The sequence below is a fragment of the Actinomycetospora atypica genome (assembly GCF_042653685.1).
Taxonomy (GTDB): Bacteria; Actinomycetota; Actinomycetes; order Mycobacteriales; family Pseudonocardiaceae; genus Actinomycetospora; species Actinomycetospora atypica.
In genome coordinates this window covers 67,452-87,032 of the sequence record NZ_JBHSIV010000021.1, presented here as the reverse complement: position 1 = coordinate 87,032, position 19,581 = coordinate 67,452, and the positions used below count along the sequence as shown (strand labels likewise).

The 19,581-nt window shown below is 73.6% G+C and carries 17 protein-coding genes; 9 read left to right on the top strand and 8 right to left on the bottom strand.

Features of this window, described 5'->3' with window-relative positions:
* Nucleotides 1-125 precede the first annotated feature (125 nt).
* The 5 genes from ACFPBZ_RS18820 (at nt 126) to ACFPBZ_RS18800 (ending at nt 5,589) form a co-directional block, all read left to right on the top strand.
* Nucleotides 126-1,214, top strand: coding sequence for an S-(hydroxymethyl)mycothiol dehydrogenase (locus ACFPBZ_RS18820; RefSeq protein ID WP_378037630.1), 1,089 nt, complete (start codon nt 126-128; stop codon nt 1,212-1,214).
* On the top strand, nt 1,215-1,883 hold the full coding sequence (locus ACFPBZ_RS18815) for an MBL fold metallo-hydrolase (protein WP_378037629.1): 669 nt from the start codon (nt 1,215-1,217) through the stop codon (nt 1,881-1,883).
* Nucleotides 1,884-1,933: 50 nt separating this feature from the next.
* Nucleotides 1,934-3,028 carry a gamma-glutamylcyclotransferase family protein gene (locus ACFPBZ_RS18810; RefSeq protein WP_378037628.1) on the top strand — a complete coding sequence of 365 codons (1,095 nt, stop codon included), beginning with the start codon at nt 1,934-1,936 and terminating at the stop codon, nt 3,026-3,028.
* A gap of 561 nt (nt 3,029-3,589) precedes the next feature.
* Nucleotides 3,590-4,414, top strand: coding sequence for an ABC transporter ATP-binding protein (locus ACFPBZ_RS18805; RefSeq protein WP_378037648.1), 825 nt, complete (start codon nt 3,590-3,592; stop codon nt 4,412-4,414).
* Nucleotides 4,411-5,589: an ABC transporter permease gene (locus ACFPBZ_RS18800; RefSeq protein WP_378037627.1), complete on the top strand. Its 1,179-nt coding sequence runs from the start codon at nt 4,411-4,413 to the stop codon at nt 5,587-5,589. Before ACFPBZ_RS18805 ends, ACFPBZ_RS18800 begins: the two co-directional genes overlap by 4 nt.
* Here the strand turns inward: ACFPBZ_RS18800 and ACFPBZ_RS18795 are convergent.
* Entirely contained in the window at nt 5,586-7,133 is a 1,548-nt protein-coding gene (locus ACFPBZ_RS18795; RefSeq protein WP_378037626.1) for an acyl-CoA synthetase, read from the bottom strand. The genes ACFPBZ_RS18800 and ACFPBZ_RS18795 overlap by 4 nt on opposite strands.
* A 3-nt stretch (nt 7,134-7,136) precedes the next feature.
* Nucleotides 7,137-7,940, bottom strand: coding sequence for an SDR family NAD(P)-dependent oxidoreductase (locus ACFPBZ_RS18790; RefSeq protein ID WP_378037625.1), 804 nt, complete (start codon nt 7,938-7,940; stop codon nt 7,137-7,139).
* 167 nt (nt 7,941-8,107) lie between these two features.
* On the opposite strand from ACFPBZ_RS18790, the gene ACFPBZ_RS18785 reads away from it, so the two are divergent.
* Nucleotides 8,108-8,728, top strand: a complete 621-nt coding sequence (locus ACFPBZ_RS18785) for a TetR/AcrR family transcriptional regulator (RefSeq protein ID WP_378037624.1) — start codon at nt 8,108-8,110, stop codon at nt 8,726-8,728.
* Here the strand turns inward: ACFPBZ_RS18785 and ACFPBZ_RS18780 are convergent.
* The 4 genes from ACFPBZ_RS18780 to ACFPBZ_RS18765 form a co-directional block, all read right to left on the bottom strand.
* A complete protein-coding gene (locus ACFPBZ_RS18780) occupies nt 8,725-10,092 on the bottom strand; it encodes a cryptochrome/photolyase family protein (RefSeq protein ID WP_378037623.1) in 1,368 nt (455 codons plus the stop codon). The genes ACFPBZ_RS18785 and ACFPBZ_RS18780 overlap by 4 nt on opposite strands.
* 67 nt (nt 10,093-10,159) lie before the next feature.
* Entirely contained in the window at nt 10,160-11,461 is a 1,302-nt protein-coding gene (locus ACFPBZ_RS18775) for a citrate synthase (protein ID WP_378037647.1), read from the bottom strand.
* Between the two features lie 205 nt (nt 11,462-11,666).
* Nucleotides 11,667-12,584 carry a carbohydrate kinase family protein gene (locus tag ACFPBZ_RS18770; protein ID WP_378037622.1) on the bottom strand — a complete coding sequence of 306 codons (918 nt, stop codon included), beginning with the start codon at nt 12,582-12,584 and terminating at the stop codon, nt 11,667-11,669.
* Complete coding sequence (locus tag ACFPBZ_RS18765; protein WP_378037621.1) at nt 12,581-13,459, bottom strand: aldose 1-epimerase family protein; 879 nt, start codon at nt 13,457-13,459, stop codon at nt 12,581-12,583. The genes ACFPBZ_RS18770 and ACFPBZ_RS18765 overlap by 4 nt, the downstream gene beginning before the upstream one ends.
* Before the next feature lie 75 nt (nt 13,460-13,534).
* On the opposite strand from ACFPBZ_RS18765, the gene ACFPBZ_RS18760 reads away from it, so the two are divergent.
* Nucleotides 13,535-14,344 (top strand): alpha/beta hydrolase, encoded by an 810-nt coding sequence (locus tag ACFPBZ_RS18760; RefSeq protein WP_378037620.1) that lies wholly within the window; start codon nt 13,535-13,537, stop codon nt 14,342-14,344.
* Between the two features lie 13 nt (nt 14,345-14,357).
* Here ACFPBZ_RS18760 and ACFPBZ_RS18755 read toward each other — a convergent pair whose 3' ends face one another.
* A complete protein-coding gene (locus tag ACFPBZ_RS18755) occupies nt 14,358-16,136 on the bottom strand; it encodes an ABC transporter ATP-binding protein (protein WP_378037619.1) in 1,779 nt (592 codons plus the stop codon).
* Between the two features lie 70 nt (nt 16,137-16,206).
* Here ACFPBZ_RS18755 and ACFPBZ_RS18750 point away from each other — a divergent pair, with 70 nt between their 5' ends.
* Together ACFPBZ_RS18750 and ACFPBZ_RS18745 are read left to right on the top strand one after the other, a co-directional pair.
* Nucleotides 16,207-16,635, top strand: coding sequence for a MarR family winged helix-turn-helix transcriptional regulator (locus ACFPBZ_RS18750; protein WP_378037618.1), 429 nt, complete (start codon nt 16,207-16,209; stop codon nt 16,633-16,635).
* Nucleotides 16,636-16,725: 90 nt separating this feature from the next.
* Nucleotides 16,726-18,660 carry a CehA/McbA family metallohydrolase gene (locus tag ACFPBZ_RS18745; protein ID WP_378037617.1) on the top strand — a complete coding sequence of 645 codons (1,935 nt, stop codon included), beginning with the start codon at nt 16,726-16,728 and terminating at the stop codon, nt 18,658-18,660.
* On the opposite strand, the gene ACFPBZ_RS18740 is transcribed toward ACFPBZ_RS18745, so the two are convergent.
* Complete coding sequence (locus ACFPBZ_RS18740; RefSeq protein ID WP_378037616.1) at nt 18,645-19,556, bottom strand: aminoglycoside phosphotransferase family protein; 912 nt, start codon at nt 19,554-19,556, stop codon at nt 18,645-18,647. The two genes, ACFPBZ_RS18745 and ACFPBZ_RS18740, sit on opposite strands and share 16 nt — an antisense overlap.
* Nucleotides 19,557-19,581 lie beyond the last annotated feature (25 nt).

Here is a 19,581-nt window from a genome sequence, read left to right as displayed (position 1 = left end):
GGTCACCTCGGGGTCCCGAGGTGACCGCCCGTGCGGCGTTTCGCGATGAGGGCTTGCGTAGTAACGCCCGTCACGTGGAACCCTGCGCATGAGCGCATGAGCCGTCGAGGTGTGGAGGGACAGCAATGCCGCAGGAGGTCCGGGGAGTCGTATCCCGGGAGAAGGGCAAGCCGGTCACGGTGGAGACCATCGTGATCCCAGATCCGGGACCGGGAGAGGCGGTCGTCGACATCCAGGCGTGCGGGGTCTGCCACACCGACCTGCACTACCGGGAGGGCAACATCGAGGACGCCTACCCGTTCCTGCTCGGCCACGAGGCCGCGGGCACGGTCGAGGCGCTCGGGGAGGGCGTCACCGGCCTCGAGGTCGGCGACTACGTGATCCTCAACTGGCGGGCGGTGTGCGGCGTCTGCCGGGCCTGCCGCAAGGGGCATCACCACCTCTGCTTCGACACGCACAACGCCGCGCAGTCGATGACGCTCAAGGAGACCGGCGAGGAGCTCAAGCCGGCCCTGGGCATCGGCGCGTTCGCGGAGAAGACGCTGGTCCACTCCGGGCAGTGCACGAAGGTCAACCCCGACATCGATCCGGCGCAGGCCGGCCTCATCGGCTGCGGGATCATGGCCGGCGCCGGTGCGGCGATCAACACCGGGCAGGTGCAGCGCGGCGAGTCGGTGGCCGTCATCGGCTGCGGCGGCGTGGGCGACGCGGCGATCGCCGGCGCGGCGCTCGCGGGTGCCACCACCATCATCGCGGTCGACACCGAGGACCGGAAGCTCGAGTGGGCCAGGGGCTTCGGTGCGAACCACACCATCAACGCGAAGAACACCGACCCGGTGCAGGGGATCCGCGACCTCACCGACGGCTTCGGCGCCGACGTCGTCATCGACGCGGTCGGCATCCCGGCCACCTGGAAGCAGGCCTTCGAGGCCCGCGACCTCGCCGGGCGCCTCGTCCTGGTCGGCGTGCCGTCCCCGGACATGAAGCTCGAGGCCGACTTCCAGCCGTTCTTCTCCCACGGCGGGTCGCTGCGGGCGTCCTGGTACGGCGACTGCCTGCCGAGCCGCGACTTCCCGATGCTGGTCGACCTGTCCCTGCAGGGCCGTTTCCCGCTCGACAAGTTCGTCACCGAGCGGATCTCGCTCGACGACGTCGAGACCGCGTTCGAGAAGATGCACCACGGCGACGTGCTGCGATCGGTGGTGATCCTCTAGATGGTCGGCTACGGAGACACGGTCGGGAGCGGCGTCAACGACGGCGGTCCCGTCGAGAACGTCGTGACGTCCGGCAAGTTCGAGCTCGACGGCGGGTCCTGGGACGTCGACAACAACGTCTGGATCCTCGGCGACTCCAGCGAGGTCGTCGTGATCGACGCGGCGCACGACGCGCAGGCGATCCGCAAGGCCGTCGGCGACCGCAACGTCACGGCGATCCTGTGCACGCACTCGCACAACGACCACGTCAACGCCGCCCCGGCGCTGTCGAAGGCGCTCGACGCGCCGGTCCTGCTGAACCCGGCCGACCGCGTCGTCTGGGATCTCACGCACCCCGACCTCGAGCCCGACGGCGAGTTCGAGGACGGCGAGACGTTCACGATCGCCGGGATCGACCTCAAGATGATCCACACGCCGGGGCACTCCCCGGGGTCGACGTGCTTCTACGCGCCCGACCTGGGCGTCGTCTTCACCGGCGACACCCTGTTCCAGGGCGGGCCGGGGGCCACCGGGCGCTCGTACTCCGACTACGGCGTCATCCTCGACTCGATCGCGGCGAAGCTGTTCTCGCTGCCCGACGAGACCGTGGTGCGCACCGGGCACGGCGACAGCACGAAGATCGGTGACGAGTCGCCGCACCTCGAGGAGTGGAAGGCAGCGAAGGAATAGCTGCTCCCTCCCCGGACCGCGAGTTCCCATCCGACCCCTACCCCGGGGTCGTGCCGGACTACTCGTTCGTCCACGACGACGCGGCCACCCGCCGTCTGCTTCCCGACGAGGAGGCGGGCGGCGGGTGGCGTGTCGACGGCTTCTCCATCGACGCGTGGCTGGCCCGACGGGGCGCGGTGCCGCTGGCCGGGCGGGTGCCGGTGCTCGCCTACGGGTCGAACGCCTGCCCGTCGAAGATCACCTGGCTGCGGACCGAGCTCGGCCTCCCCGATCCCGTGGTGGCGCTGCGGGTGGCGGTGCGCGGGGTCGCGGCGGTGTGGGCCGCGGGTCGGCGTGCCCGCGATGATGCGCGTCCTGCGACGTTGAGTGTCAGCACTGCGGCCATGCTGACACTGGACGTCACAATCGGGGCACGTACGACGGTGCCCGAGCAGCACCACGTCTGGCTCGCCACCCCGGAGCAGGTCGCCGTCCTCGACCGCTGCGAGGGCCGCGGCGAGCGCTACGACCTCGCCCGCCTCGACGCCGCGACGGTGCACGACGAGCGCGGGGTCCGGCTCGACCCGGTGCTCGGCTACTGGCCCGCCGCGCCCCTGCGCGCACCGCTGCTCGTCGACGGGGCCCCGGTGCGGCTCACCGACCTCGGCCAGGCCGCCGCGCGCGATCTCGTCGGGGAGCCCGCGGCCGTCCCGCCCGGTGCCGCGACCCCGCTGCCCGGCCGCGGCTGCGCCGACCCGCGCTCGTGGCCCGACCGGGTGTTCGTCTACGGCACGCTGCAGCCCGGCGCGTCGGCGTGGTGGCGGCTCGCCCCGCACGCCACCGGCTCCCGGCCCGCCGTCGCGACCGGCCGGGTGTACGACACCGGGTACGGCTACCCGGCCCTCGTCCGCGGGGCCGGCACCGTGCCCGGCCACCTCGTGACGCTGGCCGACCCGGCCGCGGCGATGCCCGCGCTCGACGCCTACGAGGGCCCGGACTACCGCCGCGAGCGGGTGGTCGTGTACCGCGAGGAGAACACCGCCGAGCGCCGCGGGGACGGGTCCGCGACCGCCGCCTCGACGGGCGAGCTCGCCTGGGCGTGGATCTGGGGCTCGCCCCCGTCGGCGGCGTGGTCGCGGGTGACGGGGTCCTGGGCCGGGTCCTGAGCCGGCTCGTCGTCCCGGGCGTGGCGGGGCGGCAGGGTGGAGGTGCGCACCGAGATCGCGAGGCGGCCCGCGCTGGGGACCAGCGCGATCCGGTCGGCGCCGGAGCGCGGCTCGGTCACCGACTCGTCCGGCGGCACCTCGGCGGCGTCGGCCGCGGAGGCCCGCCGTCCCAGCAGCGCCGCCCGCACGAGCAGCGCGAGGCCCGCGAGCAGCGCGACCCCGGCGACGCCGAAGGCCACGAGCGCCAGCATCGGCGACCCCAGCCGCGGGGCCTGCGAGATCGCCACCGGCGCGGCCGCCGCGAGCAGGGCGAGCGTCACCACCATCACGACGAGCAGCCGCACCGCACCCCCACCACCCGAACCCCCGGAGAACGACCATGCTGCTCCGCCCGGGCGCCCGGGCGGGACACCTGCAGGGGTGGCGTCCCCTCACGATCGGGTGGACGGCGGCGGGCTCCCGGCGGCTCTATGATCACCTCCTCCGGCGAGGGGGCTGGTCCGCGTGCTCGAGATCGACGGTGTGTCCAAGCGTTACGGGTCGGTCCGGGCCCTGGCCGACATGAGCTTCACGGTGCGCCCCGGCGAGCTGTTCGGGTTCGTGGGCGCGAACGGGGCCGGCAAGACGACGACGATGCGCATCGTCCTCGGGGTGCTCGCCGCCGACGCCGGCTCGGTCCGGCTCGACGGCCGCGAGATCGACGCCGGGCGCCGCCGCCGGATCGGCTACATGCCCGAGGAGCGTGGGCTGTACCCGAAGATGGCCGTCGGGGAGCAGCTGCGCTACCTCGCCCAGCTGCACGGCCTGTCCGCCGCGGACGCGAAGGCATCGACCGAGCGGTGGACCGAGCGGCTCGGGGTGGCCGACCGGGTGGGCGACGAGGTCCAGAAGCTCAGCCTCGGCAACCAGCAGCGGGTCCAGCTCGCGGCCGCCCTGGTGCACGACCCCGACGTCCTCGTCCTCGACGAGCCCTTCTCCGGCCTCGACCCGGTCGCCGTCGACGTGATGAGCGAGGTCCTGCGCGAGCGCTGCGACCAGGGAGCGCCGGTGGTGTTCTCGTCCCACCAGCTCGACCTCGTGGAGCGGCTCTGCGACCGGGTGGGCATCGTCCGCGACGGCACCCTCGTCGCGGAGGGTGCGGTGGAGGAGCTGCGCAGCGCCGGGAACGTCGTGGTCGTCGACGCCCCGCAGGCCCCGGCGGGCTGGGCCGACGGCGTCCCGGGCGTCGCGTCGGCCCGCCCCGACGGCGGGCGCACCCAGGTGACGCTCGAGCCCGGCGCCGACGACCAGCCGCTCCTGCGCGCCGCCCTGGCCACCGGGCCGGTGCACGAGTTCGCGCGCCGCCGTTCGTCGTTGACCGAGCTCTTCCGGGAGGCCGTCGCGTGAGTGCCGTGCTGCTCGTCGCCCGCCGGGAGTTCCTCGCCCGCGTCCGCGGCCGGGCGTTCGTCGTCTCGACGATCGTGATCCTGGTGTTCCTCGTGGCGTACACGCTGTTCGTGAGCTCGATCGCCTCGGGCGCCGACTCGCGGAGCTCCACCGTGGCCGTCGCCCCGGAGACGCTCGGCATCACCACCGCACTGCGCACCGCGGCCGACGACCAGGGGCGCATCGTCACCGTGGTGCCGGTCGCCGACGCCGCGGCCGGCCGCGCGATGGTGGTCGCGGGCGACGCCGACGCCGCCCTGTCGGGCGCGCCCACCCGCCCCCGCGTCGACGTGGAGCGGTCGCTCGGCGACGGCACCGGCTCGGTGATCTCGGTGGCGACGACGCTGGCCGCGCAGGCCGAGGTGGCCGCGGCGCGCGGGGTCGACCCGGCGGCCCTCGACGCCGCCGCGGTGCAGGCCGAGCCCGTGGTCGTCGCCGCCGACCCCGAGGACCCGGCGCAGGGCCTGCGGGTGGGGCTGGGCGCGTTCGGGGCCTTCCTGCTGTTCTTCTCCATCCAGACCTACGGCGCGATGGTGGCGCAGGGCGTGGTCGAGGAGAAGTCGAGCCGGGTCGTCGAGATCGTCCTCGCGACGCTGCGGCCGTGGCAGCTGCTGCTCGGCAAGGTGATCGGCCTCGGCGCGGTGGGGCTGCTGCAACTGCTCGTGCTCGGTGCGGCCGGGCTCGCGGTGGCGGGCGGGGCCGGCCTGATCGTCGCCGGCGCCGGTCTCGGCGGGACGCTCGTGTCGGTGCTCGTCTGGTACCTGCTCGGCTTCGCGCTGTACGCGACGATCTACGCCGCGCTCGGGTCGCTGGTGTCGCGCCAGGAGGACACCCAGAGCGTGCTGACGCCGGTGACGATCGTCGTGCTCATCGGGTTCGTCGTCGGGTTCAACCTGGTGCTCTCCTCCCCCGACTCGCCTGTCCTCACGGTGCTGTCGATCATCCCGCTGTGGGCTCCGCTGACGATGCCCGCGCGGGTCGCCCTCGGGGTGGCGCCGGTGTGGCAGGTGGCGCTCGCCCTCGTCCTGACGGTCGCCTTCACGGCCCTGGTGCTGCGCGTCGGCGGCCGCATCTACGCCCGCTCGGTGCTGCGGACCGGCGCCCGGGTGTCGTGGCGCGAGGCCCTGGGTCGCTAGAGGGCCAGCCTCGCCTTGACCTCGGTCTTGAGCACCTTGCCCACGGTCGAGCGCGGCAGGTCGTCCCAGAACACCACCTGCTTGGGCGCCTTCACGCTGCCGATCCGCTCCTTCGCGAACGCGACGAGCTCCTCGGCGGTCGCCGACGCGCCGGCCCGCAGCTGCACCGCGGCCGTGACCCGCTCGCCCCACTTCTCGTCGGGCAGGCCCACCACCGCGCAGTCGGCGACGGCGTCGTGCGCCATCAGCGCCTGCTCCACCTCGGCGGAGTACACGTTGAACCCGCCGGAGATCACCATGTCCTTGGCGCGGTCGACGATGTAGAGCCAGCCGTCGTCGTCGAGGTAGCCGATGTCGCCGGTGTGGTGCCACCCGTGCGCCGACACCTCGGCCGTGGCCTCGGGGTTGCGGTGGTAGCCCGCCATCACCAGGGAGCTCCGCACGACGATCTCCCCGCGCTCGCCCGGAGGCCGCAGCGTCCCGTCGTCGGCCATGATCGCGACGGTGACCAGCGGGGACGGCCGGCCCGCCGAGGCGAAGCGCTCGACGGCGAGGCTCCCGTCGGGTCGGCGGTGGTCGGCCGGGCTCATCGTCGAGACCATCATCGGGGCCTCGGACTGGCCGAAGAGCTGCGCCATCGGCCCGATCCGCTCGCAGGCCTGGGCCAGCCGCGTGGTCGACATCGGGGCCGCGCCGTACCAGAAGCACTGCAGGGAGCTCAGGTCCGTCGCGTCGAGGGCGGGGTGGTCGAGGACCATGTAGATCAGCGTCGGCGGCAGGAACGTGTGCGTCACGCGGTGCCGCTCGGCCAGCGCGAGGAAGCCGCCCACGTCGGGCGCCGCCATCACGACGATCTCCCCGCCCTGCGCGAGGATCGGGAAGCAGAGCACCCCGGCGGCGTGGGTGAGCGGCGCGAGCGCGAGGTACACCGGCCGCCGCTCGAGCGGGTAGGCCATCAGCGTGATCGCGGACATCGTCTCGAGGTTGCCCTCGGTCAGCTCCACCGCCTTCGGCCGGCCGGTGGTCCCGCCGGTCCCGACGAGCGCCGCGAGGTCGCCCGGGCGGCCGTTCCCGGCCTCGTCGGGGTCCGGGTCGTCCGCCGCCGCCGCGAGCCACGCGCGGAGGCCGACGGCGCCCTCGACGGCCGGGCTCTCGTCGTCGAGGCAGACGAGCGTGGTCAGCGTGGGCAGCTGCGGGGCGATCTCCGCGACGAGCGCGGCGAAGCGCCCCTGGAACACGAGCGCGACGCAGCCGAACAGGTCGAGCAGCTCGCGGTTCTCGCCCGCCGCGTTGCGCGGGTTGATCGGGCACCACACCGCGCCCGCCCGCGAGATGCCGAAGACGCAGGTGAACGCGGTGGGGTCGTTGGCCGACAGGATGCCGACCGGCGCCCCGGGCGCGACGCCCGAGCGCCGCAGCGCCCGGGCGACCGCACGGGAGTCCTCGACGACCCGGCCGTAGGACCGGGCCTCGCCGTCGAGGGTCAGACAGGGGGCGTCGGGTCCGAGCGACGCCCCCTTGTCCAGGTAGTCCGCGAGACGCATCGACTACATGCCCATCCCGCCGTCGACGGGCAGGCCGGCCCCGTTGACGAAGCGGGAGGCGTCGGAGGCGAGGAAGACCACGGCGTCGGCGATGTCGGAGACCTCGCCGAGCCGGTTCGACGGGGTGAGCCCGACGACCGCGCCGACGGCCTCCTCGGGGCTGGCGAACAGGCCCAGCCCGGCCGTCTCGACCGCGAGCTTCTGGCCCATCGCGGTGGGGATGAGGCCCGGGTAGATGCAGTTGACGCGCACGCCGTAGCCGAGCTTGCCCGACTCGGCGGCCGCGATGCGGGTCAGCCGGTCGACCCCGGACTTGGTCGCCGAGTAGGCGCCGATCGAGGGGAACGCGATGGTCGCGGCCACCGACGACACGTTGATCACCGCGCCGCCGGCCCCCGCGGCGCCGCCCGGGCGCATCGTCCGGAAGGCGTGCTTGATGCCGAGCATCGTGCCGATGAGGTTGACCTCGAGCAGGCGGCGGACGTCGTCCGGCTCGGTGTCGACCAGCAGCTGGGTCACCTCGAGGCCGGCGTTGTTGATGACGACGTCGAGCCCGCCGAGCTCGGAGACGGTGTGCGCGACGGCGGCCTCCCAGCCGGCGTCGTCGGTGACGTCGAGCGCGACGAAGCGGGCGGTCGCCCCGCTCTCGGCGATCGAGGCCGCGGTCTGCTCGCCCACGTCCTTCTGCACGTCGGCGATCATCACGGCGGCGCCGGCCGCGGCCAGCGCGCGCGCCATGCCCTCGCCGAGCCCCTGGGCGCCCCCGGTCACGAGCACCCGGCGTCCGGTCAGGTCGAACACGGTCATCTCCACGTCCCTCCCCGGCCGTCCGGCCGGAACGTCGCTGTTCCTCCGAGTGCGGTGCGCGTCACAGTAGGGACGGCTCTGGACGGTCGTCAAGAATTTCCTGGACGACCGTCCAGACGACCGGGGGTAGGGTGACCCGCGTCGTCGTCCGGAGCGGAGGGAGCCGTGTGACCAGCACCGACACCGTCGACCGGACGCCGCGCCGGCCCACCGACAAGGTCGAGGAACGCCGCCGCCAGCTGGCCGGGGCGGCGCTGCAGACGCTCGCGTCGCTGGGCTACGCCCGCACGAGCCTGCGCGACATCGCGCAGAACTCCGAGTTCAGCCACGGCGTCCTGCACTACTACTTCCGCGACAAGATCGAGCTGATCACCTACTGCGTCCGGCAGTACAAGACGCAGTGCGTCGAGCGCTACGACGCCATCGCCGCGGACGCCACCGACGCCGACGACCTGGCGCGCGACGCGGGCGACGGGCTCGCCGCCACCCTCGTCGACGACGCGCTGATGCACCGGCTCTGGTACGACCTGCGGGCCCAGTCGATGTTCGAGGAGTCGTTCCGGCTCGACGTCGCCGACATCGACGCGAGCCTCGAGCGGATGATCTGGCGGGTGGTGGACGCCTACGCCGGCCTGGTCGGGCGCGAGCCGCACTCCTCCCCCGCGCTCGTCTACGCCGCCTTCGACGGCCTGTTCCAGCAGTGCCTGCTGCGCCTGCTCGCGGGCGACGCCGCCGCGGCGGACGACCTGCGGGCGGGCACCCGCACGCTGCTGGAGCGGCTCGTCTAGAGCCGGTTGAAGCGGTCGAGGGCCTCCAGGCGCTCGGCCTTGTGGTCGACCATCGGCGCCGGGTAGTCGGTCGGCGGCTGGTCGAGCTTCCAGGGCTGGTGGACCTTCTTGCCCTCGATGCCGGCCAGCTCCGGGACCCAACGGCGCACGTAGTCGCCCTGCGGGTCGAAGCGCTCCCCCTGGGTCACCGGGTTGAACACGCGGAAGTAGGGCGCGGCGTCGGTGCCCGACCCGGCCGACCACTGCCAGCCGTGCTGGTTGGAGGCGAGGTCGCCGTCGACGAGCAGGTTCAGGAAGTGGCGGGCTCCCCACCACCACGGCAGGTGCAGGTCCTTGACGAGGAACGACGCGACGGTCATCCGCATCCGGTTGTGCATCCACGCCTCGCCCTGCAGCTGGCGCATCGCCGCGTCGACGGCGGGGAAGCCGGTGCGGCCCTCCTGCCAGGCCCGGAACCTCTCCTCGGCGGCCTTGCCGGTGTCGAGCGGGATCCGGTCGAACTTCGGGTCGAAGTTCTCCCGCGCGCTGCGGGGATACCACCACAGCACGTGGGCGTAGAAGTCGCGGAAGCACAGCTCGTTGCGGAACGACGCGGCGCCCGTCCCCGTGCCGCGGGCGTCGGCGAGCAGGGTGCGCGGGTGCACCGTGCCGTACTTGAGGTGCATGCTCATCCGGCTCGTCCCGGGACGGTCGGGGCGGTTGCGCATGTCGTCGTAGTCGGTGAGGTGCTCGTCGACGAACGCCTCCCAGTTCTCCCGGGCGGCCTTCTCCCCCGCCGCGGGCAGCTCGGCGTCGACCGCCGGGTCGTCGGGCACCCGCACGGCCCGCGGCCCGCCGTCCTTCTCGCCCGGGTCCATCCAGGAGAGCGTGCCGGCGTCGGTCACGGCGGGGGCCGCGTCGGCGACCCGCTTCGTCCACTCCCGCGAGAACGGCGTGAACACCTTGTACGGGTCGCCGTCGCTCTTGGTGATGCTGCCGGGCAGGGTCAGGTACGGCGACCCGGTCCGGACGAACTCGACGTCGCCCAGGGCCTTCTCGACGGCCTCGTCGCGCTGCCGGCCGTAGGGGCCGAAGTCGCCCGCGACGTGCACGGAGTCCGCCCCGACGGCCTGCGCGATGCGCGGCACCACGTCGGCCGGGTCGCCCTTCACCACGAGCAGCCGGCCACCGAGGTCGTCGTCGAGCGCGCGCAGGCAGCGGAACAGGAACGCGGTGCGCCGCGGACCGGCCGGTTCGAGCAGCGTGGGATCGAGGACGAACAGCGCGAGGGCCTTCGTCGCCCGTTCCTTCGCGGCCAGGAACATCGGCTGGTCGTGCACCCGCAGGTCGCGTCGGAACCAGACGACAGCGGTCGAGTCAGCCATGGGGGGTGACTACCCGTCCCGTGAGCACTAATCCGTGTCTGGACACGGATTAGTGCTCACGAGCGCTCTAGCGCTCCTCCATCGGCACGAAGTCGCGCTCGGTGGGGCCGGTGTAGACCTGGCGCGGGCGCCCGATGCGGGTGTCGGGGTCCTCGATCATCTCGCGCCAGTGGGCGATCCAGCCGGGGAGCCGGCCGATGGCGAACAGGACGGTGAACATCTCCGTCGGGAAGCCCATCGCCTGGTAGATCAGGCCGGTGTAGAAGTCGACGTTCGGGTAGAGCTTGCGCTCGACGAAGTACTCGTCGTTGAGCGCGTAGTCCTCGAGCTTCATCGCGATGTCGAGCAGCTCGTCGCCGCCGCCGAGCTTCTCGATGATGCCGCGGGCGGTGTCGCGGACGATGGCCGCGCGCGGGTCGTAGTTCTTGTAGACCCGGTGCCCGAAGCCCATGAGGCGGACGCCGGGCTCCTTGTTCTTGACCTTCGCGACGAAGTCGTCGGTGTTGCCGTGGTTGTCGCGGATGTTCTCGAGCATCGTCAGCACCGCGGCGTTGGCCCCGCCGTGCAGTGGGCCGAACAGCGCGTTGATGCCCGCCGAGATCGAGGCGAACAGGTTGGCCTGCGACGAGCCGACCAGCCGCACCGTCGACGTGGAGCAGTTCTGCTCGTGGTCGGCGTGCAGGATGAACAGCATGTCGAGGGCCTTGGCGACCTCGGGGTCGACCTCGTACGGCTCGGCCGGCAGGCCGAACGTCATGCGCAGGAAGTTCTCCACCAGGTTCAGCGAGTTGTCCGGGTAGAGGAACGGCTGGCCGATGGAGTTCTTGTAGGCGTAGGCCGCGATCGTCGGGACCTTCGCGAGCAGGCGGATCGTCGACAGGTCGACGTTCGGCTCGTCGAACGGGTCGAGCGAGCGCTGGTAGAAGGTCGACAGCGCCGAGACCGCGGAGGAGAGCACCGGCATCGGGTGCGCGTCGACCGGGAAGCCGTCGAAGAACTTCTTCAGGTCCTCGTGCAGCATCGTGTGCCGCTGGATCTGCTGGGTGAAGTCCTCGAGCTGCTTGGCGTTGGGCAGCTCGTCGTAGATGAGCAGGTAGCTGGTCTCGACGAACGTCGAGTTCTTCGCCAGCTGCTCGATGGGGTAGCCGCGGTAGCGCAGGATGCCCGCGTCACCGTCGATGTAGGTGATGTCGGAGCGACACGACCCGGTGTTGACGAAGCCGGGGTCGAGGGTGATCAGGTCCGTCTCGGAGAGCAGCTTGCCGAGCTGGATGCCGGAGGACCCCTCGGTGGCCTCGACGATCTCCATCGTGTGCTCCCCGCCCGGGTAGGACAGGGTGGCGGTGCGCTTCTCGCCGTCGTCGGCCATCGGGTGCATCCCTCTCACGATTCGATCGTGCGGGAGCGGGGGAACGGCACCGCCCGACACACGGGGACGGTGGTCACCGCGCCGGAGCGGCGTCACTCCCGAGGTGATCTCCCGCGGGTGTGGGGCGTCGTACGCTGCGGGAACCGTATCGCCCACGCGGCGATCACCGCAGCACGGACGACGCTGCCGGTTCCAGTGGCGCCGGTCACGCCCGGATCTCCTCCCTCGTCGGTGGCTCGGCGCCCGCGCGCGACACGGTCCACCCCCCGACCCTCGCCGCGAAGGTCAGCGCCTCGCGCCAGCCGTCGGACGACAGATCCCGGACGGCGCCCGTGGAGAGCAGGTCGTGCTCGGCCAGGTGGGCGAGCAGCGCCGCGTGGACGGAGTCGCCCGCGCCGATGGTGTCGACGAGTCCCCTCGAGGTGTCCGCGGGCACCTCGACCTCGGTCGTCGCCGTCACCGCCGTCAGGCCCTCCGCGCCCCGGGTGACGACGACCGCCCCCGCGCCCGCCGCGACCAGGTCGGCCGGCTCGCGGCCCCACCACGCGGCGTCCTCGTCGGAGAGCTTCACCAGCCCCGCGACGGCGGCGATCGCGTCGAGCCGGGCCCGCACCGCGTCGGGGTCGCCGACGAGGGCCTCCCGGATGTTCGGGTCGAGGCTGACGAACAGGCCCTCGGCGGCGGCCCGCCGGGCGAGCCCGGCGTACACGGTCGCGCCCGGCTCCAGCAGCAGCGACAGCGTCCCCAGCGCGAGCGCCACGGCATCGTCGGGAAGGGGTCCGGGGTCGGCGACGAGGCGGTCGGCCGACCCCTCGACGTGGAAGGAGTAGCGCGCGGCCCCCGACTCGTCGAGCGTGACGACGGCGAGGGTGGTCGGCTCGTCGCCGCGCTGGACCAGCGCCGTGTCGACGCCCGACTCACCGAGCCGCGCGAGCAGCTCGTCGCCGAACGCGTCGGTGGACAAGCGCGTCAGCATCGTCGTCGGGACCGCGAGGCGCCCGAGGCCCACCGCCACGTTGAACGGTCCGCCCCCGAGGCGCGGGGCGAGCGGGGCCAGAGGACGCCGCTCGGTCGGCACGAGGTCGACGAGCGCCTCCCCGCCCACCACGATCCGACCGCTCACAGCGCCTCCAGGCCCCACCGCACCGTCCACGTGGCGCCCGGCTGGAGCACGACGAGGTCGGTGCCGGAGTTCAGCGCGTCGGGCGGGCAGGTCATGGGCTCGGCCGCGACCGCCTTCCCGGAGCGGCCGAACGGGCTGTCGGGGGTGAAGGCCTGGACCCACCCGAAGTTCCGGTCGCCCCAGAGGCGGGTGCCGGAGCCGTCGGGGGCCCGCAGCTCGGCCAGCACCCCGGCGACCCCAGGGGTGACGCCGAAGCAGGTGTCCAGGTCGAGGTCGGCGACCACCCGGGGCGCGGCCAGCGACTCGTCGTCGGACACGTCGCGCGCCGCACCGGTGGGGATCAGGGCGTCGTCGACGTCGAGGACGGTCGCCGTCGACACCTCGAGCGTGCAGTCGCCGCTCGGGTGGTCGCCCACCCGCAGGTAGGGGTGGGTGCCGATGCCCGCGGGGACGGCGCCGTCGCCGGTGTTGGTGACCGAGTGCGTGACGACGAGCTGGGTGGGCTCCAGCGCGTAGGTGGTCTCGACGCGCAGCGGCTGCGGCCAGCCGTGCCCCGCGGGGACGTCGATCGCGAGGGTGACCGCGGCGTCGTCGTGCGTGACGAGCTCCCAGTCGCGCTTGCGGACGAGGCCGTGGATCGCGTGCCCGCGGTCGGGCTCGGTCACCTCGAGCTCGTGGTCGGTGCCGTCCCAGGAGAACCGGGCGCCGGCGGTCCGGTTGGGCCACGGGATGAGGACGCAGCCCGCACCCATCGGCGGATCGCCGTCGTAGGTCTCGACGTGGTGCACGCCGTCCACCGTGAAGGCTCGCAGGCCGGCACCGCGGCCGGTCACCACCGCGTGCGCGGTGCCCGCGCGGACCTCGAAGTCCTGCATGGGGCGGAACCGTACTTGAGGTGGCCCGCGGCCAGGTGAGCAGTGATCCGTGCTCGGGCACGCGATAGTGCTCCCATGCCTCGCACCTTCGTCCTCGTCCACGGGGCCTTCGCAAACGCCGCCCACTGGGGGCCGGTCGCGCGCGGCCTGACCCTGCGCGGCCACCGGGCGGTCGCGGTCGACCTGCCCGGGCACGGGCTCGACGCCCGCAACACCGGCATGGTCGGCATCTCGACGGCCGACGACGTCGCGGCGGTGGTCGAGGTGGTGCGCGCGGCCCGCGAGCACGGGCCGGTGGTGCTCGTCGGGCACAGCCGCGGCGGGCTGACGGTCACGGCCGTGGCGAACGCCGTGCCCGAGCTGCTCGACCACGTCGTCTACGTGTCCGCGTGGTGCTGCGTCAACGGTGGGCCGTCGGACTACACCGGCTTCGCCCCCTCGGAGCTCGACGCCGTGGCGCCCACCCTGCTCCTCGCCCACCCCGTCGAGGCGGGCGAGCTGCGGGTCGACTTCGGCACCACCGACCCCGCCGCGCTCGACGCCCTGCAGAGCGCGCTGCTCGCCGACGGCTCCCGCGCCGAGCTCCTCGCGATGCTGGCCGCGATGGACCGCCGGGAGTCGCTGGCGATCGACGAGGAGACGGTGCGGGTCGACCCGGCGCGGTGGGGGCGGGTGCCGCACACCTACGTGCGCCTCACCGCCGACCGCGCCCTCATGCCGGCCCTGCAGGACCGCTTCGTCGCCGAGGCCGACGCCGCTGTCGTCGGGAACCCCTTCACGACGACGAGCCTCGACACCTCGCACCTCGGGGTGCAGCTGCGGCCCGGGCCGCTCGTCGAGGTGCTGACGCATGTGAGCACTAGTCCGTGTCCGGACACGGATTAGTGCTCACGAGTCGTCAGACCCCTGACAGCTGCGCGTACCGACCCGCCTCGTCGACCAGGGACTCGTGCGTGCCCGACTCGACGATGCGGCCGTGGTCGAGCACCGCGATCCGGTCGGCCTCGCGGACGGTGGACAGGCGGTGGGCGATCGTCAGGGTGGTGCGGCCCGCGGCGAGGGCGTCGAAGGCCTCCTGCACGGCCCGCTCGGTGGCGGTGTCGAGCGCCGAGGTGGCCTCGTCGAGCACGAGCACGCGCGGGTTGCGCAGCAGCGTGCGGGCGATGGCCAGGCGCTGACGCTCGCCGCCGGAGAAGCGGTGCCCGCGCGGCCCGACGACGGTGTCGTAGCCCTCGGGCAGGTCGACGATCATCTCGTGGATCTGGGCGCCCCGGGTCGCCGCCTCGATCTCGGCGTCGGTGGCCGTCGGCTTCGCGTAGCGCAGGTTCTCCCGCACGGTGGCGTGCAGCAGGTAGGTCTCCTGGCTGACCACCCCGACGATGCGGGCGAGATCCTCGAGGCGCAGGTCGCGCAGGTCGACGCCGTCGATGGTGATGCGCCCGGCGTCGGGGTCGTGCAGCCGCGCCACCAGCGCGCCGAGCGTCGACTTGCCGCTGCCGGTCTCCCCCACCAGCGCCAGCGTGGTGCCGGCCGGGACGTCGAGCGAGACGTCGTTGAGCGCGGTCCGGTCGGCTCCCGGGTAGGAGAACGTGACGTGCTCGAGCCGCAGGTCGCCGCGGGGGTCGGGCAGGTCGACGGGGTGCTCGGGGTCGCTGACCTCGATCACGGTGTCCTGGTACTCGAAGATGCGCGCGAACAGCGCGAGCGAGGCCGAGACGTTGACCCCGACGTCGAGCAGCGCCGACAGCGGCCGGAACACGCCGGTCTGCAGCGTGGTGAACGCGACCAGGGTGCCGATCGACAGCCCGCTCGCGGTCCACGGCAGGCCCGCGCCGAGGTAGATGAGCGCCGGGATCGCGGCGAAGACGATCGACATCGTCGCCATCACCCAGCGGCCCGCGAGCTGGCTGCGCAGCTCCAGGTCGGTCAGGCGCAGGGACGAGTCGGTGAACCGGCCGACGAGGGCGTCGCCGGTGCCGAGGGTGCGCGAGAGGCGAACGCCGTCGATCGAGAGGCCCTCCTCGATGGTGACGTTGAGGTCGGCGAGCTCGCGCTGGCGCTGCGCGGTGATCGTGCGCCGCAGCCGGGCGACGCGCCGCGAGAGCAGCACCGCCGGGGGCAGCACGAGCAGCGTCACGAGCGAGAGCTGCCAAGACAGGACGACCATCGCGACGCCGGAGGCGATCACGGTGGTCAGGTTCGCGGCGATCGAGGTGGCGGTGGAGGTGACGACGGACTGCATGCCGCCGATGTCGTTGGTGATCCGCGACTGCACCTCGCCGGTGCGCGTGCGCGTGAAGAAGCCCAGCGACAGGCGCTGGAGGTGGGCGAACACGTCGGTGCGCAGCCGGTGCATCACGCGCTGGCCGACCGAGGTGGAGATCCAGGTCTGGATCACGCCGAGCGCGGCGGTCACCGCGGCGACCACGACCATCCCGACGACGAGCCAGACGAGCAGACGGACGTCGCGCTGCGGCAGCGCCACGTCGATGACCTCGCGCAGCAGGAACGGCGAGGCCAGCCCGACGACCGACGACACCACGATGACGGCGACGACGACCACGAGCGAGTAGCGGTGGGGGGCGAACAGGCGGGCGATCCGGCGGAGCGAGACCTGCTTGGCCTGCTCGCGGTCGCGCTGGCGCTGTTCGCGGGAGATGTCGGACGGACGAGGCAAGAAGCGGCTCCCTATTGCTGAGGTAACCTCATGATGAGGCTACAACAGCGTTCTTGGTTAGGGTGTTCCCGTGCAGCACGACGAACCCACGTCGGCCAGCGACCTGTTCTGGGCCGTCGCGCGCCGCCTGCGCCACGCCTCCCGCGAGACGCTCGCGCCGTGGGACGTCACCCCCTCCCAGCTGCGGGCCCTCGGCACCCTGATGCGCCACGGGTCGGTGCGCCCCGGGGAGCTCGCGAAGCACCTCGGCATCGCGCCCCGCTCGGCCACCGAGGTGGTCGACTCCCTGCAGGAGCGCGGCCTCGTCCGGCGCGAGACCGATCCCGACGACCGCCGCGCCACCCTCGTCGTCGTGACCGACGCCGGCCGCGAGCTGGCCGCCGCGCTGCGCCAGGCGCGCTCCGCGGAGGCCGACCGCGTGTTCACCGGGCTCGACGAGGCCGACCGCGCCGAGCTGGAGCGCCTGCTCCGCCTCCTGCTCGCGCGGACGGAGGACTGACCCCGGTCCCCGTGCCAGCGATGGCACCTCGCTGACACTGGACGTCAGGGATCCGCCACCGTCGGCCCGCGCTCTGGGAGGCTCACCCGCGTGTGCTGCCAGGACGACGAGGTGCTCGACCTGCCCGCGCCCGCGATCGAGGCGCTCGCCCACTACCGGCGCCTGCTCGACGAGCGCGGCTGGGACTGGGGCGGCGAGGACCTGCCCGAGTTCTTCCGGAACGCGCGCTTCTCGCGGCTCGGCGACGTCATGGCGGCCCTCGGGCGGACCGGCGACTGGGCGGCGGCGGTCCGGGAGGTGGTCGACGCGGTCGGCGGGGACCCCGGCGTCCTGCACGTCGTCGACGGCAGCGCCGTCGACGGGCCCCGCCGCCTCGCCGTCGCCGGGCGACCCACGCCGGTCGACGTCGTCGTCGAGGCCTCCCCCGGCACCACGATCGACCTCGACGGGCGGGCGGTGACCGTGCCGGACACCGGCATCGTCCTCGACGCGATCGAGGTCGACGGCGCGCGCCCCGTGGTCCGGATCGGTCCCACCGACGTGCGGGCGGTCGACGTCCGCGAGAGCGTCGACCTGACCCTCCGCGCCGACGACCGGTCCCGCTGGTCGGTGCTCGACGAGACCGGCGGCGCCTGGTTCCCCGAGGGCGCACCCCCGAAGTGGGACGCCGCGCACCGCCCGTTCTTCCACGCCCGCGAGGTCACGCTCACGGTGCCGGCCGCCCCGCTCGAGATCACCTGTGCGCGGGGTCCCGAGTTCGCCCCGGAGACGTCGGTCGTCGACCCGCGGGAGCAGGCGGTCGTCGGGACGACCCTGCGGCGCACGCACCGACCGGCCTGGCACTCCGCCGACCTGCACGTGCACCTCAACTACTCCGGCGACCTCGTGGTGGACCCCGGGCAGGCGCGGGCCATGCAGGGCGGCGAGGACCTGGCGCTGATGAGCCTGACCGCCGGCAACCTGTCCGGGGCGCTGGTCTACGACCGCGAACTGCTGGAGAGCACCGTCGGGCACGACCTCTGGCACGACGAGCGCCACGTCGCCCGGGCGGGCGTCGAGTTCCGTAACGACCTCCTCGGGCACGTCCACGCCCTCGGCCTCACCCGCCCGCCGACGAGATACCAGACCGGGCACGACGGGGCGGAGCACCCGCACGACTGGCCGCCCAACGCCACCGCCTGCGCCGACCTCCGCGAGCGCGACGCCACCGTCGGCTACGCGCACCCCGTGTTCGACGGGGCCGACGAGATGTTCGCGATCGCCCGCATACCTGAGGCCCGCTCCCTGGTGGTCGACGCGGCCCTCGGGCTCGTCGACTCGATCGACCTCGTGCACTGCTGGGGCCCGCGCGGCACCGCCGCCCTCTACCGCCGGCTCCTCAACTGCGGCCTGCGCCTCGCCGCCACCGCGGGCAGCGACGTGTTCCTCTCGTTCGCCCACGGCCCGGGCGTCGCGTCGAACCCGCCCGGCTGGGGCCGGATGTACGCCGACCTGCGCGGGGAGCCGCTGTCGGTCGCGGCGTTCCAGGAGGCCGTCCGGGCCGGCCGCACGCTTGCCACCAACGGCCCCTTCCCGACGATCTCCGTAGCCGGGTCGGGCCCCGGCGCGGTGGTGGCGGGCGACGAGCTCGAGGTGCGGGTGACCGTCGAGGGCGAGTACGACGGGACGCTGCGGCTCGTCGGGCCCGACGGCGTCGTCGCGGAGACGCGGGACCGAGAGCTGGAGACGACCGTGCGCGGCGACTCCCCCGGCTGGTTCGCCGCCGCCTTCGAGGGCGGGCCGCACCCCCTGGCCCCCGAGATGCCGGTGTTCGCCCACACCACGCCGGTGCACGTCGAGACACGCGACGGTTCCCGGATCGCCCGGCCCGACGACGCGCGCTGGTGCCTGGCGTTCCTCGACCGGCTGGAGGCGCACCTCGACGAGCACGGCCGCTTCGCCGAGGACCCGTCCCAGCGGGCGCGGCAGCGCGCCGACCACGCCGACGTGCTCGACCGCGCCCGGTCCTTCTACTCCGGGATCTGAGCGCGCCAGGAGTCGACGAGCGGAACGAGGGCCTCGATCAGCGACGGCGGGGCCGCGGGGGCGAGCCCGAGGCAGCAGACCATCTGCAGCCACCGGGCCGACTCGCACAGCGCGAGCAGCTCCCGGTTCGCGGGCCGGCCGCCGCGCAGGACGGTGGCGGCGTCGTAGTCGTGCACGAACTCGCGCCCGAGCATCGCCAGGTCCCACTCCACCGGCCCGAGCCCCGCGTGCTCGAGGTCGGAGACCAGCGGGCCCTCCGGGGTGAGCAGGACGTTGTGGGTGGGGGCGTCGCCGTGGATCGGCTGGACCGCCGCGTGGGGGAAGGCGGCGGCGAGGGCCTCGGGCGAGCGGAGGACCTCGTCGAGCCGGGCGTGCTCGCGGCGGGCGAGGGCGAGGTCGTCGGGGGCGAGCAGCTCGGGCAGGGCCTCCAGGGCGTCGAGGGTCTCGCTGAACCAGTCGTCCCAGAAGGTGAGGAACGGCAGGTCGACGTCGATGCCCCGCAGGGCGAGGTGCAGGTCGGCGACGAACCCGGCCGGGTCGTCGACCTCGCCGTCGACCACCTCGACGTGCTCCCAGGCGGTCATGACGAAGCCGTCGCGCTCGAGCGGTGCCGCGGGCAGCAGCGGCGACGGCCTCGTCGTCGGGAAACCGATCTGGTCCAGCGCCGCGGCGACCGCGAGCTCGTCGCGACGCTCGGCGAGGGTGCGGGCCGGGTCGGCGCGGCGGGACGGGGTGAGGACCGTCGGGATCCGCATGACGACGGGCGCGGGCGCGAGGTGCACGACGACGGAGAACAGGTCGTGCAGGACGACCGGGGCGTCGACCTCGAGGCCGTGCTCGGCGCCCACGGCCTGCGCGGCCGCCACTGCTCGTCGGGTGCGCTCCTCGAGGTCCATCCGGTCAGGCTCCCACCCCTGCTCG